Origin of the sequence: Streptomyces sp. BBFR25 (genome assembly GCF_044590125.1) — a bacterium.
Classification (GTDB): Bacteria; Actinomycetota; Actinomycetes; order Streptomycetales; family Streptomycetaceae; genus Streptomyces; species Streptomyces canus_D.
The window spans coordinates 5,836,536-5,862,366 of record NZ_CP172447.1; the positions used below are offsets into that span (position 1 = coordinate 5,836,536).

Below are 25,831 nucleotides of genomic sequence, written 5' to 3' on the forward strand. Positions count from 1 at the left end.
TCAGACCTCCGTCCGCAGCAGGCGCAGGTACACGACCGAGAACAGCGAACCGATCAGCAACAGCAGCAGCGCCACCGCCGTGCCGTACCCGATCAGGCTGTTCTGGAAGGCCTGCTCGTACATGAACAGCGGCAGCGTCTGGCTCTTGCCGCTCGGCCCGCCCCGCGTCATCACCCAGATCAGCCCGAAGACCGACAGGGTCTGCAGCGTGTTGAGCATGAGGTTGGTGCCGATGGAGCGCCGGATCATCGGCAGCGTGATGTGCCACATCCGGCGCCAGCCGCTCGCGCCGTCGACCTCGGCGGCCTCGGTGACCTCCTTGGGGATCTCGTTCAGCGCGGCCGAGTACACCAGCATCGAGAACGCCGTGCCCCGCCACACGTTGGCGAAGGACACCGCCAGGATCGGCAGCGTGAACAGCCAGTTCTGCGAGGGCAGATGGAGCCAGTCCAGGATGGCGTTGAGGGTGCCCTCGCGCCGGAAGAAGGCGTAGAGCAGGAAGCCCGCGACCACCTCCGGCAGCACCCAGGCCGTGACAACGATGCCACCGGTGAGCGTGCGGACCGGCTTCGAGGCCCGCTGCATCAGCGAGGCCAGCGCCAGCCCCAGGGTGTTCTGCCCGATCAGCGAGGACAGCACGGTGAACACCAGTGTCAGCCATACGGCGTTGAGGAACGCCTCGTCCTTGAAGGCACGGGTGAAGTTGTCGAAGCCGACGAAGGACTCCTGGGCCTGACCGGTGAGCTGGAGGTCGGTGAAGGCGATGACGACGCAGTAGACGATCGGGCCGGCGAGGAAGAGCAGCAGCAGGACGACGGCGGGGGAGACGGGCAGGGCGCGGTACAGGGACCGGCGGGCCGTGCCGGTCCGCCGGCCGGAGGGGGCCGGGGCGGGCGGACTCTTGCGGACCTCCGGCCCCGCGTGCTCCGGCGCGGCCGCCGTCACTGGCTCACCACCTGGTTGTCGGTGGCCTCCTTGAGCGCCTCGTCGTAGCCGCGCGCCGCCTCCTCGACCGACTTGTCTCCGGTCGTCACGCCCTCCATCGCCTCCTGGATGGCGACGGACACCTTCGGGTACGCCGGGTAGGCGGGCCGGTAGTGGGTGTCGGCGACGAGGTCGGTGAAGAACTCGATGCCGGGCTGGGCGTCGACGTAGGCGGGGTCCTTCGCGACGTCCGTGCGGACCGCGATGCCGGAGTTGGCGATGTACCACTTCTTGGCGTTGGCCTTGGTCTGCATCGTCTTGATGAAGTCGAAGGCCAGGTCCGGATTGCCCGCCTTGGCCGGGATGGACCAGGTCCACCCGCCGGACATGCTCACCCGGCCGGGAGCCTGCCCGTTCTGCGTGGGCATGGCGGCGAGGCCCAGCTCCTTCGACCACTCGGGCCACTCGTGCCCGCTGCCCTCCAGCCAGTCCTGCGGCAGCCAGGAGCCGTCGAGCGCGATCCCGAGCTTGCCCTGGGGCAGCAGCTCACCGCGGATCTTCGTGGAGAAGTTGGGGTCGAGCGCATCGGAGACCTCCGGGCCGAGCTTCTCCTTGTACACGGTCTCGACGAAGCCGAGAGAGTCCGTGAACCCCTGCCCCGCCGTGATCCACTTCTTGGCGCCCTTGTCGTACAGCGGGTCGGCGCCGCCGTCCCCCGTGCCGTACAGCAGCATCTCGAAGCCCTGCATGGTGGCCATCTCACCGGCGGGCTTGCCCGTGTAGACGTTGATCGGCGTGACGCCCGGCACCTTCTCCTTGATGGTGCGGGCGGCGTCGAGGACCTCGTCCCAGGTCTTGGGCTGCCAGTCGGCGGGCAGCCCGGCCTTGGCGAACACGTCCTTGCTGAACCACAGGCCCCGGGTGTCCGTCCCGTCCGGCACGCCGTACGTCTTGCCGTCCTCGCCCTTGGCCGCCGCCTTCGCCGTGTCGATGAACTGGTCCCAGTCCTTCCAGTCGGCCAGGTAGTCGTCGAGCGGCTTCAGATACCCGCTGGTGATGTCGGAGTTGATGAGGAAGGTGTCCTCGTAGACCAGGTCGGGGGCGGTCTTGGGGGAGCGGAGCATCTGCTGGAGCTTGGTGTAGTACTCCGAGTCCGGCGCCTTGATCGGCACCAGCTCGACCTTCTTGCCGGGGTTGGCCTTCTCGAACTGCTTCTTGACGTCGGCGAGATAGGTGTCCATCACCTTGATGGAGTTGTCCGTCGACTGCTTGAAGGAGACCTTCACCGTGTCCGGATCACCGCCGGAGCCGCTGCCGCAGGCGGCGAGCGAGGTGGAGGCGAGCGCGGTGAGGGTGAACAGGGCGGTGAACCGGACGGTGGGGCGCACGGGCATGACCTCCTACGGGCACACGACGCTGTGGCCTGGACGGCTGCGTGGCGAACGTAAGAGGAGTGGTCTAGCCAGGTCAATGAGTGTGCGCAGGATTGCCCCCGGAGGGGGTGATCGGCCTGCCGGCCAGGACGTCCCCGACGAGAGCGTGGAGCGCTCCGCCGGTGTTGGTGAGGCAGCGGTCCTCCTGTCCGGCGACGGCGATACGGTGTTACGGATCCAGGTACACCCCTTTCCACTCAAGTGTGGCGGTACAGGAGTCGGTGTCGACGCGTCGTGCGGCGAGCACCACCTGCTTGGTCTTTTCCGGCAAAGGGGCAGAGTGTTCTACCGGGGTGTCCTCAATGGTCCGATCGTCCGCGGCCACCCGGGTCGAATCAGCGGAAAGAGACCACTCTACGGCAGCCCCGCAACTGTCCTTTAGTTGAATCTTCCCCACGAGGTCTCGATCGGACTTAGGCGATTCAAATCTAAACGTTGCCCTTATCGACTTGCCGGGGGGCAGTTGCCAAGCCCAAGTGGCCTTGTGGCATTGCTCTCCGGTGCCGCCACCGTAGCTGATGCCATAGCATCCGCCCTCGTCACCCTTCGGTTTGTCGCCCCCTTGGTATCGAAGGTCTCCATAGCTTTTGCCCGGCATGAGCATCGCGGCCACGAGAAGGCCTGCGAGAAGAAGAATCACCCCGCCCCCGAGTACCGCAGTGCCCACCGGCTTTTCGATCCATGCCGCCAATCCCCTGCGCGGGGATCTCTGAGCGATGTCGGAAGGTGCTTCCGGCTTTCGGTCCTGCTGTAAATCTTCCCGGCGAAGACTTCCGTCGTCAGCACGGAAGGAGGTGACGCCCGCCAGGGCGCCCGACCCGGCCGTGACGCCGGACCGCGGGACTGTTCGCAGTGATCCGCCCCTCGGTCCCGTATCCGGCGCAGGACGTGGGCGACCGGCCCAGCGGTTGCGGAACAGCGTGATCCGATGCCCGTCGTTTCCCGCACGCTTCTGCGGCTTTGGCAGCCCTCTTGCGATCAGTTCGTGGCGGACATGCTGGAAAAGGGACTCCATGTCCAGCAGACTGTCGGCGTCGGGGACGCCTTCATCGATAGCCTTCACCAACTCGCCGGTGAAGGTCGTGAACTTCTCCCCGACCGGGGCCATGGCCGGTTTTCCCTTGGGGGACGCGGTGATCACATACGTCCCGTCCACTGCCGTCTGATCCGCGACAGTGTCTTGGGTGCCCATGCCGGCCAGTGCGTTCCCACTGTTGCAGCAGTCCAGAATGACGACCTTGCTCCATGCGCGGCACTCCAGGACCTCCGAGCGAAGAGCGTCGTAGGAAATGCCCCGGTACATCCGTCTTCCTGGCTCGGACCCCGACAGGGCAAGCTGCAGCTCCAAGTTCTGCGACAGCAGTCCGTGGCCCGCAAAGTACACGACAAAAGCCTCACGGGCCTCGGAGGCTGCCTCGTGGACCGCGTCGAGAACCCTCTCGGACGAGGGGGGATTGTGAAGCAGAACGCAGTGATCCTTTGGCAGGCCCCAGACCTCGGGTTTCCTCAACAGCGCGGCAAGTCTCTTGAGGTTGTTACTCACCGCCGGTAAATCGTCGAGATGACGATAGCTGTCCACTCCGATCAGTACCGCGCGAGATCTGGTGGGGTCCGGCAGACTCATCCGGCATCCCCGGACGCGGACTGTCCCTGTTGCTGTCCAGCGCTGCCGTCGTCCGTAGACGTCGCGGGCGATGCAGACCGCAGCAGACTCACGATACGGCGCACCTCCTCCTCCGAAGAGCTTTGCGTCGTTACCGACACATCATCAACGGTGATCGTTGTCGGAGGGGCCGCCGGACGTCCGGCACGCCATGTGGCGTAGCTCAGTACCAGAGTCGCCAAGTCAAAGCCGTGGCTGAGAACCATGTCGATGGTCTCGGCCGCTCCCATGGTGCCGCTCGTCTGCGACGGCCGCAGCCGCATCTCCGCGTGACGCCAAATATCGTCGTCTTGACGGAACCAGTAGTACAAGTCATGAATGACCGTACTGTCGTTCGCTGCGACCGCGATCTCGATGTGCATGACGGCTCCCTACTGTCCCTACGGGGGTTGCGAGAGAGAAGGCGAGTGGCATGACGCTCGTGTGGTTGGTCCGTTCATCTCCATACCCCGTGTCATCAGGGACAGGGTAGGGGGCCGCGCCTGGCCGACATGACTGTTTTGCAAGCATGCCCGGGACCACCAGGGCGTCCAGTCGGCCGGCTCGGACCGAGGGACTGCCGGGGAGCCGGCCCTTCTCGACGCGGGTGCCCGGCATAGTCATGAGCCACCGCTGGGAGAAGGGATTCGAATGCCGGAACAGGACGTCACGGTCGGGCAGTTGCTGCTCGCCGAGTACGAGAGCGTGAAGAGCGAGCAGAGGGCGAGGATCGGGTTCCGGGACAACCTCCTCTACGTGACGCTCGCCGTCGTCGCCGCCGTCATCGCCGCCACGGCACAGGCCGAGCAGCCCTCGATGCTCCTCGCGCTGCCGCCGGTGTGCCTCGTCCTCGGGTGGACCTACCTCGTCAACGACGAGAAGATCTCGGCGATCGGGCTCTACGTCCGGGACGACCTGGGGCCCAAGCTGGCCGAACTCGCGGCGCACGGCGGCGGGTTCGCGACCTTCGGGTGGGAGGCGTACCACCGGACCGACACCCGGCGCCGGTCCCGGAAGACGATCCAGACCGTGATCGACCTGACGGCGTTCTGCGCGGTACCGCTGGCGGCGTTGGCCGTCTTCTGGGCGAACGGGGACGCCGGTGCCCTGCTCGTCGCACTCTCGGTGCTGGAGGCGCTCGCCGTGGCGGGGCTCGCCGCGCAGGTCGTGTGGTACGCGAGGCCGGCGTGAGCGCCCCGCAGGCGGGAGGCCGTACGGGAGTGGGGCGAGGCGGTGACCGGGCTGCTCGCAGGGCCTGGCACGGTCACGGCGTCGCCTCCACGCACGGGGTGGCACGGTGGAAGCCGTGACGGGCCCGTACCCGACCCGACCGGAGACGCAGAGCAGGCCCGCAGGCCCGCCGGGCGGCGCGGCTCACCGCCCCCGCACCCACCGGTACACCAACTCCGGCCGCCCCACCTGCCCGTACTGCGGGCTCCGCCCAGCGCGCCCCGCGTCCACCAGGTGCTCCAGGTAACGCCGGGCCGTGATGCGGGAGATGCCCACCGCCTCGGCGACCCCGGCGGCCGTGAGGCCCTCGGTCGCGCCGCGCAGGGCGCCCGTCACCCGCTCCAGGGTCGGGCCGCTCAGGCCCTTGGGCAGGGCCGCCGGGCCGGGGGCGCGCAGGGTGGCCAGGGCCCGGTCCACCTCGTCCTGGCCGCTCGCCTCCCCGGCGGTGCTCCGGAACTCGGCGTAGCGCACCAGCCGGTCGCGCAGGGTGGCGAAGGTGAAGGGCTTCAGGACGTACTGGACGACGCCCAGCGACACCCCCTCGCGCACCATCGTCAGGTCCCGCGCCGACGTCACCGCTATCACGTCGGTGTGGTGTCCCGCCGCGCGCAGTGACCGGGCGAGCTGGAGTCCGTGCACGTCCGGGAGGTGGAGGTCGAGCAGGAGCAGGTCGACCGGCGTGCGGTCGAGCATGCGGCGGGCCTCCGCGCCGGTGTGGGCCTTGCCGACCGCGGTGAACCCCGGCACCCGGCCGACGTACATCACGTGCGCGTCGGCGGCGACCGGGTCGTCCTCGACGACCAGGACCCGGATGGGCTGCGCGTCGGCGGTGCTCATACGGCACCCCCGGGGTGAGCCGTCGCGCCGGGGCGGCGGATTCCGTGAGCCGCACGGCGCGCGGCGGCGATCGGGCGGCCCGCGCCGACCGGGACGGCCCCCATGACCGGTCGCCGCCGTCTCACACCGCACCCCCGGGCCCCGGTCTGCTGCCCGTCACCGCGGCCGGGGCCGACTCGCCGCCCCTGGCATCGCCCAGCGGCAGCCGGGCCTCGAAGCGGGCGCCGCCGCCCTCCGCCTCCGTCACGGTCAGGGTGCCGTCGTGCCGCCGCACCGCCTGCCGGACCAGGGCGAGGCCCAGGCCGCGTCCGCCCTCGTCGGCCGGCTTGGTCGAGTAGCCCCGCTGGAAGACCAGGTCGGCGTGGGCGGGATCGACGCCGGCGCCGGTGTCCGACACGCGCAGCACCAGCTCGGAGCCGTCGGCGCCGGAACCCTCCGTGTACGCCGCGACCGTCACCCGCGCGGGCACCGCGCCCTGCGCCGCGTCCACCGCGTTGTCCACCAGGTTGCCCAGGATCGTCACCAGGTCCCGGGCGGGCAGCGACGGCGGGAGCAGTCCGTCGTCCAGTCGGCTGTCCTGCGACACCACCAGCTCCACTCCCCGCTCGTTGGCCTGCGCCGTCTTGCCCAGCAGCAGCGCCGCGAGCACCGGCTCGCTCACCGCCGCCACCACCTGGTCGGTCAGCGCCTGCGCCAGCTCCAGCTCCGCCGTCGCGAACTCCACGGCCTCCTCCGCCCGTCCCAGCTCGATCAGCGAGACCACCGTGTGCAGCCGGTTCGCCGCCTCGTGCGCCTGCGAACGCAACGCCTGCGTGAAACCGCGCTCCGAGTTCAGCTCGCCCGTCAGCGACTGCAGTTCGGTCACGTCCCGCAGCGTCACCACCGTGCCCCGGCGCTCACCGCCGGACACCGGCGAGGTGTTCACCACCAGCACCCGCTCCGCCGCCAGATGCACCTCGTCCACCCGCTGCTCCGACGCCAGCAGCGCCCCCGTCAGCTGCGAGGGCAGCCCCAGGTCCGCCACCGAGGCGCCGACCACGTCACCGCGCACGCCCAGCAGCTCCCGACCGCCGTCGTTGATCAGCGCGACACGGTACTGCCCGTCCAGCATCAGCAGCCCCTCCCGCACCGCGTGCAGCGCCGCCTGATGGTAGTCGTGCATCCGGCTCAGCTCGTCCGCGTTCATCCCGTGCGTGTGCCGGCGCAGCCGCGCGTTGATCACGTACGTACCGACCGCACCGAGCAGCAGCGCCCCGGCCGCCACCCCCGTCAGGGCCGTGAGCTGCTCCTGCGCCCGCTTGCTGATCTCCTCGACCTTGATCCCGGCGGAGACGAGACCGACGATCCGGCCGTCGTCCGTGATCGGTGTGACCGCCCGGACCGAGGGGCCGAGCGTGCCCGTGTAGGTCTCGGTGAAGGTCTCGCCCCGCTGCGCGCGCTCGATATGGCCCTGGAAGGGATGGCCGATTTGCTTCGGCTCGGGGTGGGTCCAGCGGATGCCCTCCGGGTTCATGATCGTCACGAAGTCGACGTCGGTGTCCCGCATCACCCGCACCGCGTACGGCTGGAGGCGCGCCGTCGGGTCCGGGGTGCGGATCGCCTCCGCCACCGACGGCGAGTCGGCGATCGCCAGCGACACCGCCCTGGCCTGACGCCCGGCCGCGTCCTGTGCCTGCCCCCGGTCGCTGATGTAGCTGAACAGCGCGTACCCGACCACGACGACCGCTATCAGTACGGCCTGCATGGCGAAGAGCTGCCCGGCCAGGCTGCGGGGTCTCGGGACGCGGAGGTGCATGCCGCCAGTCTCTCTCGTGGCTGGATTGTGAACTCAATGAACGCAAGGGTGACCGCGCTCACATGCCGGGAGATAGTCACCCCGTCCCCGCTACAACACCCCCGGACGTGAGCCGCACGCCGGTGATGCCGACGACGTCGTCAAGGAGGGCCGCCGTGACCAGCAAAGCCGCTACGGCACCTGCCGCACCCAAAGCCAAGCGCGACCGCACGCACTATCTCTACATCGCCGTGATCATCGCGGTCGCCCTCGGTATCGCCGTCGGTCTGGCCGCCCCCGACTTCGCCACCGAGCTGAAGCCGCTCGGCACCGGCTTCGTGAACCTGATCAAGATGATGATCTCGCCGATCATCTTCTGCACGATCGTGCTGGGCATCGGCTCGGTCCGCAAGGCCGCCAAGGTCGGCGCGGTGGGCGGTATCGCCCTGGTCTACTTCCTGGTGATGTCGCTGGTGGCGCTCGCCATCGGCCTGATCGTCGGCAACATCCTGGACCCGGGCACGGGCCTCGCGGTCACCGACGCCGTCAAGGAGACCGGCCAGGCACAGGTCGACGCGGAGGCCAAGGGCACCGTCGACTTCCTGATGGGCATCATCCCGACCACGATCGTCTCCGCCTTCACCGCGGGCGAGGTGCTCCAGACCCTGCTCATCGCCCTGCTCTGCGGCTTCGCCCTGCAGGCGATGGGCTCGGCCGGGCAGCCCGTCCTGCGCGGCATCGAGCACATCCAGCGGCTGGTCTTCCGCGTCCTGGCGATGATCATGTGGGCGGCCCCGGTCGGTGCCTTCGGCGCCATCGCCGCCGTCACCGGCTCGGCGGGCGTCGACGCGCTCAAGAGCCTGGCCGTGCTGATGCTCGGCTTCTACGTCACCTGCGTCCTCTTCCTCTTCCTGGTGCTGGGCACGGTGCTGCGCGTCGTGGCCGGGATCAACGTCTTCTCGCTCTTCAAGTACCTGGGCCGCGAGTTCCTGCTGATCCTGTCCACGTCCTCGTCGGAGTCGGCGCTGCCGCGCCTCATCGCGAAGATGGAGCACCTGGGCGTCAGCAAGCCGGTGGTCGGCATCACCGTCCCGACCGGCTACTCGTTCAACCTCGACGGCACCATGATCTACATGACCATGGCCTCGCTGTTCATCTCGGACGCCATGGGTACGCCGATGTCGATCGGTGAGCAGATCCCGCTGCTGCTCTTCCTGCTGGTGGCCTCCAAGGGCGCCGCCGGTGTCTCCGGCGCCGGTCTCGCCACGCTGGCCGGCGGCCTGCAGTCGCACAAGCCCGCCCTGGTGGACGGCATCGGCCTGATCGTCGGCATCGACCGCTTCATGAGCGAGGCCCGCGCCCTGACCAACTTCGGCGGCAACGCCGTCGCCACCGTCCTCATCGGCACCTGGACCAAGGAGATCGACAAGGACCGGGTGAACGAGGTGCTGGCCGGCCGGGCCCCGTTCGACGAGAAGACGCTCCTCGACGACGGCCACGGCGCCGCCGACACCGAGGACGCGCCGGACCTGCCCGAGCAGGGCGGCGAGAAGGAGCTGGCGCGGGCCTGACACCCGTACGACGCCCCGCACGCCGGGCGGCTGAGGTGCTCCCCCCGTTGCTCAGCCGCCCGGTCCCCCCGAAGAAGCCCCGCGCCCTCCCCCCGGCGCGGGGCTTCTTGCCTTGACGTCCGGGTCAAGGCTTACGTTCGTCCGCATGCGAATCGGCGAGCTGGCCGCACGGGCCGGAACCACCACGCGGACGCTGCGGTACTACGAGTCGCGGGGCCTGCTGCCCGCACGGCGGGGCGGCAACGGCTACCGCACCTACGACGAGGACGACCTGAGGCTGCTGCGGCAGATCAGGACCCTCCAGGACTTCGGGTTCGACCTGGAGGAGACCCGCCCCTTCGTGGAGTGCCTGCGCGCCGGGCACCCCGAGGGCGACTCGTGCCCGGCGTCCCTGGTGGTCTACCGGCGCAAGCTGGCCGAGCTGGACACGCTGATCGAGCAGCTCACGTCGGTGCGCGCACAGGTCGCCGCGCAGTTGACGCGGGCCGAGGCGGCGGCTCCGGGGGGTCCGGAGCCCAAGTGCGAACTGGGAGGACACGGATGAAGACCAGCGGGGTGCCCGAGGTGACGGACGCGGACTTCGCGGCGGAGGTGATCGGTTCTGACCTGCCCGTGCTGGTGGAGTTCACCGCCGACTGGTGCCCGCCGTGCCGGCAGATGGCGCCGGTGCTCGGCGCGCTGGCCGAGGAGGAGGGCGACCGGCTGCGGGTGGTGCAGCTGAACGTCGACCGGAACCCGGCGACGACGAACGCGTACAAGGTGCTGTCGATGCCGACGTTCTTGGTGTTCCGCGACGGCGAGCCGGTGAAGTCGATGGTCGGCTCCCGGCCCAAGCGGCGGCTCCTGGAGGAACTGGCCGACGTGCTCTGACCGGCCCGGCAGACCGGTCGGCACACGAAAAAATCCCCCGAGCAATTGCGCTCGGGGGATTTCTCTGCGTATATTCGTTGATTCGTGACTTCAGAAATATGAGGTCGCGAAGAAGTTCAGTAGGCACAGTATATGCGGCCGGGAGTGGAATTGTCAAACACCGAATTTCCGGACGATGAATTGCTGCACGAGCAGGAATTCATCGACGGACTGTACGCGCGCGTGGACGCGCTGCGCGGCGACACCGAGGACGCCGTCACCGACGCGCTCGCCCAGGGCAACACCCCCCAGCAGGCCCGTCTGGAGCGAGACATCCTGGTCGCCGAGCGCTCCGGGCTGCTCGCCGCGCTCAACGCGGTGGACGGCTCCCTCTGCTTCGGCCGGATCGACCTCACCTCCGGACAGGGCCACCACATCGGCCGCATCGGACTGCGCGCCGACGACGCCGAACGCACCCCGGTCCTGATCGACTGGCGGGCCGGTGTCGCCCGCCCCTTCTACCTGGCCACCGGTCACACCCCGATGGGGCTGCGCCGCCGCCGGCACATCACCAGCGAGGGCCGCACGGTCACCGCCCTGCACGACGAGATCCTCGACCTCGGCGACGAGACCCGCACCGGCCACGAGGACCCCTCCGGCGACGCCGTGCTGCTCGCCGCGCTGAACTCCGCGCGCACCGGCCGCATGGGCGACATCGTGCAGACCATCCAGGCCGACCAGGACCGCATCATCCGCGCCCCGCACCGCGGCGTCCTGGTCGTCGAGGGCGGCCCCGGCACCGGCAAGACCGCCGTCGCCCTGCACCGTGCCGCCTACCTCCTCTACGAGCACCGCGAACTGCTCGCCAAGCGCGCCGTCCTCATCGTCGGCCCCAACCCGGCCTTCCTCGGCTACATCGGCGAGGTGCTGCCCTCCCTCGGTGAGACCGGCGTGCTCCTCGCCACCGTCGGCGAGCTGTTCCCCGGCGTGAAGGCCACGGCGACGGACACGCCCGAGGCGGCGGCCGTGAAGGGCCGGGCCGACATGGCGGACGTGCTCGCCGAGGTGGTCCGCGACCGGCAGGCGCTGCCCGACCCGGTCATCGCGATCGAGCACGACCGCGAGATCCTCATGCTCGACGACGACCTGGTCAACGTCGCCCGCGAGCGCACCCGCGCCGCGAAGCTCCCGCACAACGCGGCCCGCGAGCACTTCGAGGGCCACATCCTCAACACCCTCACCGACATGGTCGCCGAGCGCATCGGCACCGACCCCTACGACGGCTCCAACCTCCTCGACCCCAGCGACATCACCCAGATCCGCGACGAACTCGCCGAGAACCCCGAGGTCTGGTCCGCCGTCGACCAGCTGTGGCCCCGGCTCACCCCGCAGCGCCTGGTCGCCGACTTCCTCGCCGCCCCCGAGGCGTTCCTGCCCGCCGAGGACGCCGCCGCCGTCCGCCGCCCGGTCACCCGGCGCTGGACCGTCGCCGACGTGCCCCTGCTGGACGAGGCGGCCGAACTGCTCGGCGTGGACGACCGGATCGCCCGCTCCCGCGCCGAACGCGAGCGCGAGGAGCAGATCGCCTACGCGCAGGGCGTGCTGGACGTGTCGTACGCGTCCCGGACCTACGAGTTCGAGGACAAGCACGACGACGACGCGGAGGTGCTGTCGGCGCACGACATCATCGACGCCGAGCGGTTCGCCGAGCGCCAGGAGGAGGACGACCACCGCAGCGCCGCCGAACGCGCCGCGGCCGACCGCACCTGGGCGTTCGGGCACATCATCGTGGACGAGGCGCAGGAGCTGTCCCCGATGGCCTGGCGGCTGCTGATGCGCCGCTGCCCGACCCGCTCCATGACCCTGGTCGGCGACCCGGCGCAGACCGCGGAGGCGGCCGGTGTCGGCTCCTGGTCGAAGATCCTCGCCCCCTACGTCGAGGACCGCTGGGAGCACACCCGCCTGGGCGTCAACTACCGCACCCCGGCCGAGATCATGGACCTGGCGGCGGCCGTGGTCCGCGCCGAGGACCCGGAGTTCACGCCGCCGAGTTCGGTGCGCTCGACGGGCGTACGCCCCTGGGTCCGCGCCACCGGCGACCTCCCGGCCGCCGTCGCCGAGGCGGCCCGGGAACTGCTCCCCGAGGAGGGGCGCCTCGCCGTCATCGCGCCGCGCGAGCTGCACCGGGTGCTCGCGGCCCGGCTCGACGGCGTGACGGCGGGCGCCGAACCGGACCTGACGCACAAGACGGTCCTCCTGGACCCCCGCCAGTCCAAGGGCCTGGAGTTCGACTCCGTCCTGGTCGTCGAGCCCGGCCGCTACGGCACCAGCGACCTGTACGTCGCCCTCACCCGCGCCACCCAGCACCTCGCCGTCCTGCACAGCGAGCCGCTGCCGAAGGGGCTGGTGGACGCGGACTGACGGGCGGGCCGGCCGGTCAGGCCGGGCGGAGCCACACCGTCGCCAGGGGTGGCAGGGTCAGGCGGATGCTCGCCGGGCGGCCGTGCCACCCCTGGGCCTCCGGCTTGACCGGGTCGGGGGTGACCACGTCGCCGCCGCCGTACCGGGCGGCGTCGGTGTTGAGCACCTCGTGCCAGGCCGGGACGTCGTCGGGCACACCGAGGCGGTAGCCGGAGCGGACCACCGGGGCGAAGTTCGACACCGCGAGCAGCGGGGTGCCGTCGGCGTCCAGGCGCAGGAACGCCAGCACGTCGTCCTCGGCGGCGTCCCCGACCACCCAGGCGAACCCGGAGGGATGGGTGTCGCGCCGCCACAGCGCGGGCGTGGCCCGGTAGACGGTGTTCAGGTCCCGCACCAGGTCACGCACGCCCCGGTGGTCCGCCGCCGCCCCGTACTCCGGGTCCAGCAGCCACCAGTCGGGGCCGTGCGCCTCCGACCACTCCGCGCCCTGCGCGAACTCCTGCCCCATGAACAGCAGTTGCTTGCCCGGGTGGGCCCACATGTAGCCCAGGTACGCCCGCTCGTTGGCCCGCTGCTGCCACCAGTCGCCGGGCATCTTCGACACCAGCGACTTCTTGCCGTGCACCACCTCGTCATGGGATATCGGCAGCACGTAGTTCTCGCTGTACGCGTACACCATCGAGAAGGTCAGCTCGCCGTGGTGGTACTTGCGGTGCACCGGCTCGCGGCTCATGTACTCCAGCGAGTCGTGCATCCACCCCATGTTCCACTTGAGCCCGAAGCCCAGTCCGCCGAAACCGCTCGGCCCCTGATGGTGGGTGGCCCGCGTAACCCCGTCCCAGGCCGTCGACTCCTCCGCCACCGTCACGACGCCGGGCACCCGCCGGTACAGCGTCGCGTTCATCTCCTGGAGGAACGCCACCGCGTCCAGGTTCTCCCGGCCGCCGTGCTCGTTCGGCGTCCACTGGCCCGGCTCGCGCGAGTAGTCCAGGTAGAGCATCGAGGCGACGGCGTCCACGCGCAGCCCGTCGATGTGGAACTCCTCGCACCAGTACACGGCGTTGGCCACCAGGAAGTTGCGCACCTCCCGGCGCCCGAAGTCGAACTCCAGCGTCCCCCAGTCCGGATGCGCCGCCCGCAGCGGGTCGGAGTGCTCGTACAGCGGGCGCCCGTCGAACTCGGCCAGCGCCCAGTCGTCGCGCGGGAAGTGCGCCGGCACCCAGTCCATCAGGACGCCGATCCCGGCCCGGTGCAGCCGGTCGACCAGGTACTTGAAGTCGTCGGGGTCGCCGAGCCGGGCCGTGGGCGCGTAGAAGCCGGTGACCTGGTAGCCCCAGGAACCGCCGAAGGGGTGCTCGGCGACCGGCATCAGCTCGACGTGGGTGAAGCCCAGGTCGGCGACGTAGGCCGGGAGCTGCTCCGCCAGCTCGCGGTAGGTCAGTCCCGGGCGCCAGGACGGCAGGTGGACCTCGTACACCGACATCGGCGCCTCGTGCGCGGGCGCGTCCGCGCGGTGGGCCAGCCACTCCTCGTCGCCCCACGTGTAGTGCGAGGCGTGCACGACGGAGGACGTGGCGGGCGGCACCTCGGTACGGCGGGCCAGCGGGTCGGCGCGGAAGGTGCGGGAGCCGTCGGGCCGGGTGATCTCGAACTTGTACAGCTCGCCCGCGCCGACGCCGGGCAGGAACAGCTCCCACACCCCGGTCGAGCCGAGGGAGCGCATCGGGTGGCCGGTGCCGTCCCAGAAGTTGAAGCCGCCGGCCACCCGGACCCCGCGGGCGTTCGGCGCCCACACCGCGAACCGGGTGCCCGCCACCCCGTCCCGCGTCGTCGGGTGCGCGCCGAGCGCCCGCCACAACTGCTCGTGCCGCCCCTCGCCGAGCAGGTGCAGGTCCAGCTCGCCCAGGGTGGGCAGGAAGCGGTACGGGTCCTCGACCTCCTGGACCGTCCCCTCGTACGCCACGAGCAGCCGGTGCAGCGGGACCTCGCTCAGCGGCACCAGACCGGAGAAGAACCCGTCGCCGTCGTCGTGCAGTTCGACCCGCAGCTCCCCGGACAGCACGGTCACCGCCAGGGCGTACGGCCGGAACGCGCGGAACGCGACCCCGCCGGGCACCCGGTGGCCGCCGAGCACCGCGTGCGGATCGTGGTGCGTCCCGGCGAGCAGCCGCTCCCGGTCACCGGCGTCCAGCGCGGGGGAGACGGCCACCTCGGTCTCGGGGGAGGCACCGGTGGCTTCCTCCCTGGGCGCGGTCTTCCTCGGAGCCGTCTTCTTCGGGGCGGTCTTCTTGGCGACGGTCTTCTTCGTGACGGCCTTCTTCGCGACCGCCTTCTTCGCGGCCTTGGCCGTCTCCTTCCCGGCTGTCTTCTTCCCGGTCGTCTTCTTCGGTTCGGGGCCGCTGGACGAGGGGCGGGGGGTCACGGGCGGGGCCTCCTGGGCGAAGTGGGAGCGGGCGTGGGCGTCATGCGGGCTCGGGCACGGACAGGCGGCGCACCGCCGCCAGGGGAACCGGGAGCCAGTCGGGACGGTGCCGGGCCTCGTACAGGACCTCGTAGACCGCCTTGTCCGTCTCGTAGGCGCGCAGCAGCACCGGATCGGTGCGCGGGTCCCGGCCGCCGCCCTCCGCGTACCCGGTGCAGTACGCGGACCGGCAGGACTCGGCCCAGCCCGGCACGCGTATCTCGGCCGAGTGCGCGGCGTAGTCGAAGGAGCGCAGCATCCCGGCGACGTCCCGCACCGTCGGCTGCGGCAGCCGGCGCTCGGCCAGGGGTTTCGCCGGTTCCCCCTCGAAGTCGATCAGCGACCACTGCCCGCCGGGCGAGCGCAGGCACTGGCCGAGGTGCAGGTCGCCGTGGACGCGCTGCGCGGTCCAGGCGCGGCCCTCGGCGGCCAGGTCGGCCAGCGCCGTGAACGCCGTCCGCAGCGCGGGTGCGTACGGCCGGAGCAGGGGTACCGCCTGTGCGGCCTGTGCCAGCCGCTCGGTCATGCCGTCGGCGAGCTGCCGGGCCTGGGCGTGGCCGAGGGTGACGGTCGGCAGCGCGCGGGTCAGCGCGGTGTGCACCTCGGCGGTGGCCCGCCCGAGCGCCCGGGCCTCGGCGGTGAAGTCCTCGCCCTTGGCCAGCTCGCGCAGCGCCAGTTCCCAGCCGTCGGTCGCACCCTGCAGATAGGGCTGGAGCACGCCCAGCACCCAGGACCGGTCGGCCAGGTCGGCCGTCATCCAGCCCGCCGGTGCCGGTACCCGGGGGCAGCCCTCCCGGGCCAGGGCCAGCGGCAGTTCCAGGTCGGGGTTGACGCCGGGCACGATCCGCCGCAGCAGCTTGAGAATGAACGTATCTCCGTACACGACCGACGAGTTGGACTGCTCGGCGGTCATCAGCCGCGGCACCAGCCCCGCGCGGACGTCCACGTCCGGTGCCCGCTCGAAGCGCAGCCCGCCGATGCGGGCCCGGGTGCGCAGCGCCTCCAGCAGCACCTCGGCGGGACGGGTGTCGTACAGGGCGTCGTAGGCGGTGCGTCCGGCCGCCGGGCCCTCGGTCACATGCCCGATCAGCGCGGGCGCGAGCCGGGGCGGCAACGCCTCGCGCGTGCCGATCAGGAGCTGGTAGCAGTCGCCCGGCTCCTCGGCCGCGCCACCGGCCGGCGTGTGCGGCTGGTGGGCGCGGACCAGCACGTGGTGGAGGCCGAGGCGGGAGTCGGCCGGGAGCAGTTCGGTGGCCGCGACCAGGGAGAAGCCGGTCACCGGGCGTCCCTTGCCGGCGAACCAGCGCTGCCGCGGCAGCCACTCCCGCAGCAGTGGATCGAGTGACGCAAGGAGGCCCGGAGGGTTCGTATCGGTGCGTATGACGGCTTCCGACATGGCGTCGCGTCCTTTCCCCGGATCGTCGGGGTGGTTACTGATGCGTGCCCCGGGCGGAACGGTGGAAACCGCCCCGCCCGGGGACGGGGCCGGTATCTAGACGGCGTCCTTGCGCAGCCGGAACCAGTAGAAGCCGTGCCCGCCCAGGGTCAGCAGGTACGGCAGGTCGCCGACGGCCGGAAAGCGGACTCCGCCGAACAGCTCGACGGGATGGCGCCCGCCGAAGGCGCTCAGGTCGAGTTCCGTGGGCTGGGCGAACCGGGAGAAGTTGTGGACGCACAGCACCAGGTCGTCCCCGTACTCCCGCAGGAAGGCCAGCACCGCGGGGTTGGAGGAGGGCAGCTCGGTGTAGCTGCCCAGGCCGAAGGCCACGTTCTGCTTGCGGATCTCGATCATGCGGCGGGTCCAGTGCAGCAGCGAGGACGGCGAGGCCATGGACGCCTCGACGTTCGTCACCTGGAAGCCGTAGACCGGGTCCATGATCGTGGGCAGGAACAGGCGCCCGGGGTCGGACGACGAGAAGCCCGCGTTGCGGTCCGGGGTCCACTGCATCGGGGTGCGGACGGCGTCGCGGTCGCCGAGCCAGATGTTGTCGCCCATGCCGATCTCGTCGCCGTAGTAGAGGATCGGCGAGCCGGGCAGGGACAGCAGCAGGGCCGTGAACAGCTCGATCTGGTTGCGGTCGTTGTCGAGCAGCGGGGCCAGGCGCCGTCGGATGCCGATGTTGGCGCGCATCCGCGGGTCCTTGGCGTACTCCGCGTACATGTAGTCGCGTTCCTCGTCGGTGACCATTTCCAGGGTCAGCTCGTCGTGGTTGCGCAGGAAGATGCCCCACTGGCAGCCGGACGGGATGGCCGGGGTCTTGGCGAGGATCTCGGAGACCGGGTAGCGCGACTCCCTTCTGACCGCCATGAAGATGCGCGGCATGACCGGGAAGTGGAAGGCCATGTGGCACTCGTCGCCGCCCGCGGCGTAGTCGCCGAAGTAGTCGACCACGTCCTCCGGCCACTGGTTGGCCTCCGCCAGCACCACCGTGTCCGGGTACTGCGCGTCGATCTCCTTGCGCACCCGCTTCAGGAAGTCGTGGGTGGCCGGGAGGTTCTCGCAGTTGGTGCCCTCCTCCTGGTAGAGGTACGGCACCGCGTCCAGCCGGAACCCGTCGATGCCCAGGTCCAGCCAGAACTTCAGCGCGGAGATCATCTCCTCCTGCACGGCCGGGTTCTCGTAGTTGAGGTCCGGCTGGTGGGAGAAGAAGCGGTGCCAGTAGTACTGCTTGCGCACCGGGTCGTAGGTCCAGTTGGACGCCTCGGTGTCGACGAAGATGATCCGCGCGTCCTGGAACTGCTTGTCGTCGTCGGCCCAGACGTAGTAGTCGCCGTAGGGGCCGTCGGGGTTGGTGCGGGACTCCTGGAACCACGGGTGCTGGTCGCTGGTGTGGTTCATGACGAAGTCGATGATCACGCGCATGCCGCGCTGGTGGGCCGCGTCCACGAACTCCACGAAGTCGGCCAGGTCGCCGAACTCGGGCAGGACGGCGGTGTAGTCGGAGACGTCGTAGCCGCCGTCGCGCAGGGGTGACTTGAAGAAGGGCGGGAGCCAGAGGCAGTCCACGCCCAGCCATTGCAGGTAGTCCAGTTTGGCGGTGAGGCCCTTGAGGTCGCCGACGCCGTCGCCGTTGCTGTCCTGGAAGGAGCGGACGAGGACCTCGTAGAAGACGGCTCGTTTGAACCAGTCCGGGTCGCGGTCCTTGGCGGGGGTGTCCTCGAACTTGTCCGGCACGGGCTCGTTGACGATCATGTGATGGGTGACCCTCCGATCTGCGGGTGGGACGGTCGCAGAACCGTGCAGACGTGCGCGGGCGTACGGCCCGGCTCCAGGCGCACATAGTTGGCCCTGCCCCAGTGGTAGGTCTCGCCGGTCAGCTCGTCGCGCACCGGCACCGACTCGTGCCAGTCCAGGCCGAGTTGCGGCATGTCCAACGAGACCGTCGCCTCCTGGGTGTGGCGGGGGTCGAGGTTCACGACCACCAGAACCGTGTTCGACCCCTGCCGCTTCGAGTAGGCGATCACCTCCTCCTTGTCCGTGGGGTGGAAGTGCAGATCGCGCAGCTGGCGCAGAGCCGGGTTCTCGCGCCGGATGGTGTTGAGGCGGGTGATGAGGGGGGCGATGGTGGTGCCCTCGCGGTCGGCGCGGGTCCAGTCGCGGGGTTTGAGCTGGTACTTCTCGCTGTCGAGGTATTCCTCGCTGCCTTCGCGCAGGGGGGTGTTCTCGCAGAGTTCGTAGCCGCTGTAGATGCCCCAGGTGGGGGAGAGGGTGGCGGCGAGGACGGCGCGGACCTCGAAGGCGGGGCGGCCGCCGTGCTGGAGGTAGGCGTGCAGGATGTCGGGGGTGTTGGTGAAGAGGTTGGGCCGCATGTAGGCGGCGGCGTCCCCGGAGAGTTCGGTGAGGTACTCGGTGAGTTCCTGTTTGGTGTTGCGCCAGGTGAAGTAGGTGTAGGACTGCTGGAAACCGATCTGGGCGAGGGTCGCCATCATGGCGGGGCGGGTGAAGGCCTCGGCGAGGAAGATGACGTCGGGGTCGGCGTGGTTGATCTCGGCGATGACGCGTTCCCAGAAGGCGACGGGTTTGGTGTGGGGGTTGTCGACGCGGAAGATCCTCACGCCGTGGTCCATCCAGAAGCGCAGGATGCGCACGGTTTCGGTGACGAGGCCGTCGGGGTCGGCGTCGAAGGCGATGGGGTAGATGTCCTGGTACTTCTTGGGCGGGTTCTCGGCGTGGGCGATGGTGCCGTCGGGGCGGTGGTGGAACCAGTCGGGGTGTTTGTGGACCCAGGGGTGGTCGGGGGAGCACTGGAGGGCGAAGTCGAGGGCGGTTTCCAGGCCCAGGTTTGCGGCTTCCCGTACGAAGTGGTCGAAGTCGTCGAGGGTGCCCAGGGCGGGGTGGATGCTGTCGTGGCCGCCTTCGGGGGAGCCGATGGCCCAGGGGACGCCGACGTCGTCGGGGGCGGCGGTGAGGGTGTTGTTGCGGCCTTTGCGGTGGGTGGTGCCGATGGGGTGGACGGGGGGGAGGTAGACGACGTCGAAGCCCATGGCGGCGATGGCGGGCAGGCGTCGGGCGGCGGTGCGGAAGGTGCCGTGGGGCTGGGCGGGGGTGCCCTCGGAGCGGGGGAAGAACTCGTACCAGGCGCCGTAGAGGGCGCGTTCGCGCTCCACGAGCAGGGGCAGCGGGTCGGAGGAGGTGACCAGGTCCCGCAGGGGGTGGCGGGCGAGCACGGCGTCCACCCGCGGCGTCAACGCCGCCGCCAGCCGGGACGCGGGCGGCCGGGTCTCGTCCCGCAGCGCGTCGACGGCGGCCAGCAGCTCGCGCCGCTCCTCGCTGCCGGGGACGTCGGCGGCGGCCCGCTCGTACAGCCGGGCGCCCTCCTCCAGGACCAGGTCCGTGTCCATCCCCGCCGGGATCTTGATCCGCGCGTGGTGCCGCCACGTGGTGACCGGATCGCCCCACGCCTCCACGGTGTACGACCACAGCCCGGGTGCGTCCGGGGTGACCTCGGCACCCCAGCGGTCGGTGCCCGGGGCCAGCTCCCGCATCGGCGTCCAGGGGCCCGGCCGGCCCCCGGGATCTCTCAGGACGACGTTGGCGGCGACCGCGTCGTGCCCCTCGCGGAACACGGTGGCGGAGACCTCGAACGTCTCGCCGGTGACGGCCTTGGCCGGTCTGCGCCCCCCTTGGACGACCGGACGGACGTCCAGGACGGGGATGCGCCCGACGACGGTGGTGCTCTCCGCGGGGGCTGCTGACGAGTGGTGCGTGGCGGGCATGACCGCTCCTGTCCGCGTCAACTGGGCGGGCGGATGACTCTGGGGAGGTGGGTCCTGCGAGGTGCGTACGGGGCTACCGCAGGAGCCTTCCCACACTCTTCCGGTGGGCAATCCGGCACTTTGTTAACTACTCGCGCGTATATCGACAACGCGACACACACGGCGATCTGACCGTCGCTTTCCCGCATGCCGCTCCCGCAATCAGCGTGCGTCGCGACACGTGCAGCTTTCCGCCTGGGCCGAACCGCCACAAGAAGGCCCCGGGGAAAGATCCGGCCATATCGACACGCCGTGTGCGTCAGATCTGTCCGGCGCATCAGGGCGAAGGCCCCAACAAGGGACACAACGCGCGGTAACGTCGTGCGGGTGAAGGCGATCCGTCGACTGACCGTCCGTCCCGTTCTCCCCGACCCCCTCCGGCCGCTCAGTGATCTGGCCCGCAACCTGCGCTGGTCCTGGCACCCGGAGACCCGCGACCTCTTCCAGTCCGTCGACCCCGAGTGCTGGACCGCGTCCGGCCGCGACCCGGTACGGCTGCTCGGCACCGTGCCGCCCGCGCGCCTCGCGGAGCTGGCCGAGGACCGGCGCTTCCTGCGCCGGCTGACCGCGGTGGCCGACGACCTCGACCACTACATGTCCGGCGACCGCTGGTACCAGGCCCAGCCGGGCCGACTCCCGGCCGCCGTGGCCTACTTCTCACCCGAGTTCGGCATCACCGCAGCGCTGCCCCAGTACTCCGGCGGCCTCGGCATCCTGGCCGGCGACCACCTCAAGGCCGCCAGCGACCTGGGCGTGCCGCTGGTCGGCGTCGGCCTGCTCTACCGGCACGGCTACTTCCGCCAGTCCCTGACCCGGGACGGCTGGCAGCAGGAGCACTACCCCGTCCTCGACCCCCACGAGCTGCCCCTGGCCCCGCTGGAGGAGAGCGACGGCACTCCCGCGCACGTCGCCCTGGCGCTGCCCGGCGGCCGGGAGCTGCGGGCCCGTATCTGGCTGGCTCAGGTCGGCCGGGTGCCGCTGCTGCTCCTCGACTCGGACGTCGAGGAGAACGAGAGCGGCGAACGCGGTGTCACCGACCGGCTCTACGGCGGCGGCAGCGAACACCGGCTCCTCCAGGAGATGCTGCTCGGCATAGGAGGTGTCCGGGCGGTGCGCACCTACTGCCGGCTCACCGGCCACGCCGCGCCGGAGGTGTTCCACACCAACGAGGGCCACGCCGGATTCCTCGGGCTGGAACGCATCGCCGAACTGTGCGACACGGGCCTGGAGTTCGGTGCCGCGCTTGAGGCGGTGCGGGCCGGCACCGTCTTCACCACCCACACCCCGGTCCCGGCCGGTATCGACCGCTTCGACCGTGAGCTGGTCGCCCGCCACTTCGGCCCCGACTCCGAACTCCCGCGCATCGACGTCGAACGCGTCCTCAGGCTCGGCATGGAGACCTACCCCGGCGGCGAGCCGGGCCTCTTCAACATGGCCGTGATGGGCCTGCGCCTGGCCCAGCGCGCCAACGGCGTCTCCCTGCTGCACGGCGGGGTCAGCCGGGGGATGTTCGCCGGACTGTGGCCCGGCTTCGACGCCGACGAGGTGCCGATCACCTCCGTCACCAACGGCGTGCACGCCCCGACCTGGGTGGCCCCCGAGGTGTTCCGGCTCGGTGCCCGGCAGATCGGCGGGCAGCGGGCCGAGGACGCGCTGGCCGTCGGCGGCTCGGACCGCTGGGACTCGGTCGCGGACATCCCCGACCAGGACATCTGGGAGCTGCGCCGCACCCTGCGCGCCCAGCTCGTCGAGGAGGTGCGCGAGCGGCTGCGCGCCTCCTGGCGGCAGCGCGGTGCCGGGACGGCCGAGCTGGGCTGGATCGACGACGCCCTCGACCCGGACGTGCTCACCATCGGCTTCGCGCGGCGCGTCCCGTCGTACAAGCGGCTCACGCTGATGCTGCGCGACCGGGACCGGCTGATGAACCTGCTGCTGCATCCCGAGCGGCCGATCCAGATCGTCGTCGCGGGCAAGGCGCACCCGGCGGACGAGGGCGGGAAGCGCCTGGTGCAGGAACTGGTGCGGTTCACGGACGACCCGCGGGTGCGCCACCGCATCGTGTTCCTGCCGGACTACGGCATGGCGATGGCGCAGAAGCTCTACCCCGGCTGCGACATCTGGCTGAACAACCCGCTGCGGCCCCTGGAGGCCTGCGGCACCTCCGGCATGAAGGCGGCGCTCAACGGCTGCCTCAACCTCTCGGTGCTGGACGGCTGGTGGGACGAGTGGTACCAGCCGGACTTCGGCTGGGCGATCCCCACCGCCGACGGCGTCGGCACCGACCCGGACCGGCGCGACGCCATAGAGGCCAACGCGCTCTACGACCTGCTGGAGCAGCGGATCACCCCGCGCTTCTACGAGCGGGGCGCGAGCGGGCTGCCCGACCGGTGGCTGGAGATGGTGCGCCAGACCCTCAGCCTGCTCGGCCCGAAGGTGCTGGCCGGCCGCATGGTCCGCGAGTACGTCGAGCGGCTCTACGCCCCGGCCGCCGAGGCGCACCGCGCGATGGACCCGGACTCCGCGCGCGGCCTCGCCGAGTGGAAGGCGCGGGTGCGGGCGGCCTGGCCCGGGGTGAGCGTCGACCACGTGGAGACATCGGCCACCACCGCCAGCGCCGAACTCGGCGCCACCCTCGGGCTGCGGGTACGGGTGAAACTCGGCGACCTCGCGCCGGAGGACGTGGAGGTGCAGGCGGTCTCCGGCCGGGTGGACTCCGAGGACCGGATCACCGACGCGTCGAAGGTGCCGCTGAAGCCGGTGGGCGGCCCCGACCTGGAGGGCCGCTGGATGTACGAGGGCCCGCTCGCCCTGGACCGCACCGGTCCCTTCGGCTACACGGTCCGGGTCCTGCCCGCGCACCGGCTGCTGGCGTCCGGTGTGGAGACCGGCCTCGTCGCGGTGCCCTCGGGCGACCTGGCGGAGGCGGCGGGGCTGCTGATGCGGTGAGCGGCGGGGCGGCGGCGGCCGGGGCGGGCTCAGTCCTCCTCGTCGCCGCCGCTCAGCCGTCGCAGGACGGTGCCGCACCGGCGGGCGTAGGCGTGCTGGAAGGCGCGGGCGGCCGGTCCGCCGGCCTTGGCGTACCACTTGGCGGGGCGGCTGAAGGCGGACACGGTCAGCCACACGGTGCCGTCACCCGTACGGTCCACCACGAAGGCCTCCTCGCCGGACTCGGGGTGCCCGGGCAGCGTGCCGTAGGCCCAGCCCGCCCGGCGCGGTTCCTCCAGGGTCCACACCACCCGGCAGGGCGCCTTGATCATGCCGGCGAGGGTGACGGTGACATCGACGCCGGGCGCGGCGCGCTCCGCGCTCGCGTCGATGCCGACGCCCATCTCCCGGTGCATCTCCCAGGTGAGCACGGCCTCGACCGCCCGCCGGAACACCGGTTCGCCCTCCCCCAGGCGGGTGCGTACGTGCATGGGGCGGAAGCCGGGCGGGCAGGCGCCCTGCTCGCGGGTGGCGCCGACGTCGTCGTACGTGAAGGACATGGGCACCAAGCGTAGGGCGACACCCGGGAACCGCTGGTTCCGGGTGCCGCCCGCCGTGTTGGTGCCGCTGCCGTCTCCGGTCAGTTCACGTTGATCGCGGTCCAGGCCGCGCCCACCGTCTTGTACTCGGTGCTGTCGGCGCCGTACAGGTCCAAGGACGCGCTCAGGGTCGCCGTGCGGGCGTCGGCGTAGTCGGTCGTCGAGGTCATGTACTCGGTCAGCGCCTTGTACCAGATCTGCAGGGCCTTGGCCCGGCCGATGCCGGTGACGGTGGAGCCGTCGGAGGTCGGGGAGTCGTAGTCCACCCCGTCGACCGTGCGCGCCCCGCTGCCCTCGGCCAGCAGGAAGAAGAAGTGGTTGGCCGGGCCCGAGGAGTAGTGGACGTCGACGCCGCCGAGGCCGGAGTCCCAGTAGTCCTTGGACGCGCCGTCCTTGCTGGGCTTGTCCATGTAGCGCAGCGGGGTGCCGTCGCCGTTGATGTCGATCTTCTCGCCGACGAGGTAGTCGCCCTTGTCGGCGGAGGTGTTCGCGAAGTACTCCACGCCGGTGCCGAAGATGTCGCTGGTCGCCTCGTTGAGGCCGCCGGACTCGCCGCTGTAGTTGAGCCCCGCGGTGTTGGAGGTGACGCCGTGGCTCATCTCGTGCCCGGCCACGTCCAGCGAGGTCAGCGGGTTGGTGTTGCCCGTGCCGTCGCCGTAGGTCATGCAGAAGCAGCTGTCCGACCAGAAGGCGTTGACGTAGTTGCTGCCGTAGTGGACGCGGGAGTAGGCGGCCTTGCCGTCGTTCTTGATGCCGCTGCGGCCGAAGGTCTCCTTGTAGAAGTCCCAGGTGACCTGGGCGCCGTAGGCGGCGTCGACGGCGGCGGTCTGGTCCTGCGGGTCGCTGGAGGCGGCGCCGGTGCCCCAGGTGTCGTCGGCGTCGGTGAACAGGGTGCCGGTGCCGGAGGTCTTGCGGGCCAGGTTGTACGTCTTGTGGCCGCCGCGCCCGGTGTCGTACAGCTGGTACGACGAACCCGACTTGGTGGTGCCGAGTTCGACCGTGCCCGAGTAGAGGCTCTTGCCGGAGCCGGTCTCGATGCCCTGGTACTCGTACAGCTTGGCGCCGGTGGCGGCGTCGGTGATGACGTGCAGCTCGTTGGGGGTGCCGTCGTCCTGGAGGCCGCCGACCACGGTCTCGTAGGCGAGGACGGGCCTGCCCTCGGCGGCCCAGATCACCTTGCGGGGCGCGGAGTCGGCCGCGGTCTTCGACGACCCGGCGTCCTTCGCGGCGGACAGCGCCTGCTGCTCGGCCTTGGCCGCCTTCACCTTCGGGGTGACGGTGGCGACCTTTATGGCGGCCTCGGTCGCCTTGGTGACGCCTCTGGTGGCGCCGGACTTCGACCGGTGCACGACGAGGTCGCCGCCGAGGACGGGCAGGCCGTCGTAGGTGCGCTCGTAGCGGGTGTGCAGGGTGCCGTCGCGGTCCTTGACCACGTCCTTGACGACCAGCTTCTCCTTGGCGCCGAGACCTATCTCCCGGGCGGTGCCGGCCGCGCCGGCCTGCTGCTCCTGGACGAGCGCGCCGCGGGCGCTGCCCGAGAGCAGGACGGGGGCGCCCGGGAGTGCCGACGGCGCGGTGCTGTCGGCGGCGGCGTTGCCCGCGCTCAGGCCGGTGGTGAGCAACGCTCCGGCGGCGACCGCGGTGGCGAGGGCGAGGGTGGTGCGCTTGTGGCGCGCGAAGACGGAGGACACACAAGCTCCTTCGGTGGGGGGAGTCCGGACGGCGTGGGGTGTCCGGCCGGTTGCTGCGAAGTGGTGCTGTGGGTGACGGAAGACTGACACCGAAGGCGCGTACATGTCAGGAGGGCGTGATGATGTTGGCCGAAAATCGTCGGCCGGGATGTGTTGCGGGGGTGTGAAGGCCGTGTGACCTCGGTCAAGCGGCAACAAGGCAGGCGTAAGTGCTCGGC

18 protein-coding genes are annotated in these 25,831 nt (G+C 70.8%); 6 read left to right on the forward strand and 12 right to left on the reverse strand.

What is annotated here, in order from left to right:
* From ACGH52_RS26815 to ACGH52_RS26830, 4 genes are all read right to left on the reverse strand, one after another.
* A complete protein-coding gene (locus ACGH52_RS26815) occupies nt 1-945 on the reverse strand; it encodes a carbohydrate ABC transporter permease (protein WP_076976384.1) in 945 nt (314 codons plus the stop codon).
* Complete coding sequence (locus ACGH52_RS26820) at nt 942-2,318, reverse strand: ABC transporter substrate-binding protein (RefSeq protein WP_399942988.1); 1,377 nt, start codon at nt 2,316-2,318, stop codon at nt 942-944. The genes ACGH52_RS26815 and ACGH52_RS26820 overlap by 4 nt, the downstream gene beginning before the upstream one ends.
* Before the next feature lie 208 nt (nt 2,319-2,526).
* Nucleotides 2,527-3,981, reverse strand: coding sequence for a caspase domain-containing protein (locus tag ACGH52_RS26825; RefSeq protein WP_399942991.1), 1,455 nt, complete (start codon nt 3,979-3,981; stop codon nt 2,527-2,529).
* Nucleotides 3,978-4,382, reverse strand: a complete 405-nt coding sequence (locus ACGH52_RS26830) for a hypothetical protein (protein WP_399942993.1) — start codon at nt 4,380-4,382, stop codon at nt 3,978-3,980. Before ACGH52_RS26830 ends, ACGH52_RS26825 begins: the two co-directional genes overlap by 4 nt.
* A 268-nt stretch (nt 4,383-4,650) precedes the next feature.
* Between ACGH52_RS26830 and ACGH52_RS26835 the strand changes: the two genes are divergently transcribed.
* Nucleotides 4,651-5,190 carry a hypothetical protein gene (locus ACGH52_RS26835; RefSeq protein ID WP_399942996.1) on the forward strand — a complete coding sequence of 180 codons (540 nt, stop codon included), beginning with the start codon at nt 4,651-4,653 and terminating at the stop codon, nt 5,188-5,190.
* A 183-nt stretch (nt 5,191-5,373) separates the two neighbouring features.
* On the opposite strand, the gene ACGH52_RS26840 is transcribed toward ACGH52_RS26835, so the two are convergent.
* Both ACGH52_RS26840 and ACGH52_RS26845 read right to left on the reverse strand, forming a co-directional pair.
* Entirely contained in the window at nt 5,374-6,066 is a 693-nt protein-coding gene (locus tag ACGH52_RS26840; RefSeq protein ID WP_063124421.1) for a response regulator, read from the reverse strand.
* A 121-nt stretch (nt 6,067-6,187) separates the two neighbouring features.
* Nucleotides 6,188-7,861: an ATP-binding protein gene (locus ACGH52_RS26845; RefSeq protein ID WP_399942999.1), complete on the reverse strand. Its 1,674-nt coding sequence runs from the start codon at nt 7,859-7,861 to the stop codon at nt 6,188-6,190.
* Nucleotides 7,862-8,016: 155 nt separating this feature from the next.
* Here ACGH52_RS26845 and ACGH52_RS26850 point away from each other — a divergent pair, with 155 nt between their 5' ends.
* The 4 genes from ACGH52_RS26850 (at nt 8,017) to ACGH52_RS26865 (ending at nt 12,681) form a co-directional block, all read left to right on the forward strand.
* Nucleotides 8,017-9,411 carry a cation:dicarboxylate symporter family transporter gene (locus tag ACGH52_RS26850; RefSeq protein ID WP_059301517.1) on the forward strand — a complete coding sequence of 465 codons (1,395 nt, stop codon included), beginning with the start codon at nt 8,017-8,019 and terminating at the stop codon, nt 9,409-9,411.
* Nucleotides 9,412-9,556: 145 nt separating this feature from the next.
* Nucleotides 9,557-9,955: a MerR family transcriptional regulator gene (locus ACGH52_RS26855; protein WP_059301518.1), complete on the forward strand. Its 399-nt coding sequence runs from the start codon at nt 9,557-9,559 to the stop codon at nt 9,953-9,955.
* Between the two features lie 11 nt (nt 9,956-9,966).
* Complete coding sequence (locus ACGH52_RS26860) at nt 9,967-10,281, forward strand: co-chaperone YbbN (protein WP_076976402.1); 315 nt, start codon at nt 9,967-9,969, stop codon at nt 10,279-10,281.
* A gap of 132 nt (nt 10,282-10,413) precedes the next feature.
* Nucleotides 10,414-12,681 (forward strand): AAA family ATPase, encoded by a 2,268-nt coding sequence (locus ACGH52_RS26865; protein ID WP_076976391.1) that lies wholly within the window; start codon nt 10,414-10,416, stop codon nt 12,679-12,681.
* Nucleotides 12,682-12,697: 16 nt separating this feature from the next.
* On the opposite strand, the gene glgB is transcribed toward ACGH52_RS26865, so the two are convergent.
* The 4 genes from glgB to ACGH52_RS26885 form a co-directional block, all read right to left on the reverse strand.
* Nucleotides 12,698-15,103, reverse strand: coding sequence for a 1,4-alpha-glucan branching enzyme (glgB, locus tag ACGH52_RS26870; RefSeq protein ID WP_399943004.1), 2,406 nt, complete (start codon nt 15,101-15,103; stop codon nt 12,698-12,700).
* A 40-nt stretch (nt 15,104-15,143) separates the two neighbouring features.
* On the reverse strand, nt 15,144-16,538 hold the full coding sequence (locus ACGH52_RS26875) for a maltokinase (protein ID WP_399943007.1): 1,395 nt from the start codon (nt 16,536-16,538) through the stop codon (nt 15,144-15,146).
* 96 nt (nt 16,539-16,634) lie between these two features.
* On the reverse strand, nt 16,635-18,335 hold the full coding sequence (gene treS, locus ACGH52_RS26880) for a maltose alpha-D-glucosyltransferase (RefSeq protein ID WP_399943010.1): 1,701 nt from the start codon (nt 18,333-18,335) through the stop codon (nt 16,635-16,637).
* The gene (locus ACGH52_RS26885; protein WP_399943013.1) at nt 18,332-20,359 is read right to left on the reverse strand and encodes an alpha-1,4-glucan--maltose-1-phosphate maltosyltransferase; all 2,028 of its coding nucleotides are present in this window, start codon (nt 20,357-20,359) and stop codon (nt 18,332-18,334) included. Before ACGH52_RS26885 ends, treS begins: the two co-directional genes overlap by 4 nt.
* Nucleotides 20,360-20,725: 366 nt before the next feature.
* Between ACGH52_RS26885 and ACGH52_RS26890 the strand changes: the two genes are divergently transcribed.
* Nucleotides 20,726-23,344, forward strand: a complete 2,619-nt coding sequence (locus ACGH52_RS26890; protein WP_399943016.1) for a glycosyltransferase family 1 protein — start codon at nt 20,726-20,728, stop codon at nt 23,342-23,344.
* Nucleotides 23,345-23,373: 29 nt separating this feature from the next.
* Here ACGH52_RS26890 and ACGH52_RS26895 read toward each other — a convergent pair whose 3' ends face one another.
* Together ACGH52_RS26895 and ACGH52_RS26900 are read right to left on the reverse strand one after the other, a co-directional pair.
* Complete coding sequence (locus ACGH52_RS26895; RefSeq protein WP_007444697.1) at nt 23,374-23,883, reverse strand: DUF1990 family protein; 510 nt, start codon at nt 23,881-23,883, stop codon at nt 23,374-23,376.
* 80 nt (nt 23,884-23,963) lie between these two features.
* The gene (locus ACGH52_RS26900; protein ID WP_399943020.1) at nt 23,964-25,613 is read right to left on the reverse strand and encodes a M4 family metallopeptidase; all 1,650 of its coding nucleotides are present in this window, start codon (nt 25,611-25,613) and stop codon (nt 23,964-23,966) included.
* Nucleotides 25,614-25,831 lie beyond the last annotated feature (218 nt).

What these genes read in the sequence shown, in the direction of transcription:
- ACGH52_RS26875 (WP_399943007.1), bottom strand. Translation starts at nt 16,538, where the DNA reads ATGTCGGAAGCCGTCATACGCACCGATACGAACCCTCCGGGCCTCCTT.
- ACGH52_RS26865 (WP_076976391.1), top strand. Translation starts at nt 10,414, where the DNA reads ATGCGGCCGGGAGTGGAATTGTCAAACACCGAATTTCCGGACGATGAA.
- ACGH52_RS26835 (WP_399942996.1), top strand. Translation starts at nt 4,651, where the DNA reads ATGCCGGAACAGGACGTCACGGTCGGGCAGTTGCTGCTCGCCGAGTAC.
- ACGH52_RS26825 (WP_399942991.1), bottom strand. Translation starts at nt 3,981, where the DNA reads ATGAGTCTGCCGGACCCCACCAGATCTCGCGCGGTACTGATCGGAGTG.
- treS (WP_399943010.1), bottom strand. Translation starts at nt 18,335, where the DNA reads ATGATCGTCAACGAGCCCGTGCCGGACAAGTTCGAGGACACCCCCGCC.
- ACGH52_RS26820 (WP_399942988.1), bottom strand. Translation starts at nt 2,318, where the DNA reads ATGCCCGTGCGCCCCACCGTCCGGTTCACCGCCCTGTTCACCCTCACC.
- ACGH52_RS26840 (WP_063124421.1), bottom strand. Translation starts at nt 6,066, where the DNA reads ATGAGCACCGCCGACGCGCAGCCCATCCGGGTCCTGGTCGTCGAGGAC.
- ACGH52_RS26895 (WP_007444697.1), bottom strand. Translation starts at nt 23,883, where the DNA reads ATGTCCTTCACGTACGACGACGTCGGCGCCACCCGCGAGCAGGGCGCC.
- ACGH52_RS26845 (WP_399942999.1), bottom strand. Translation starts at nt 7,861, where the DNA reads ATGCACCTCCGCGTCCCGAGACCCCGCAGCCTGGCCGGGCAGCTCTTC.
- ACGH52_RS26885 (WP_399943013.1), bottom strand. Translation starts at nt 20,359, where the DNA reads ATGCCCGCCACGCACCACTCGTCAGCAGCCCCCGCGGAGAGCACCACC.
- ACGH52_RS26855 (WP_059301518.1), top strand. Translation starts at nt 9,557, where the DNA reads ATGCGAATCGGCGAGCTGGCCGCACGGGCCGGAACCACCACGCGGACG.
- ACGH52_RS26830 (WP_399942993.1), bottom strand. Translation starts at nt 4,382, where the DNA reads ATGCACATCGAGATCGCGGTCGCAGCGAACGACAGTACGGTCATTCAT.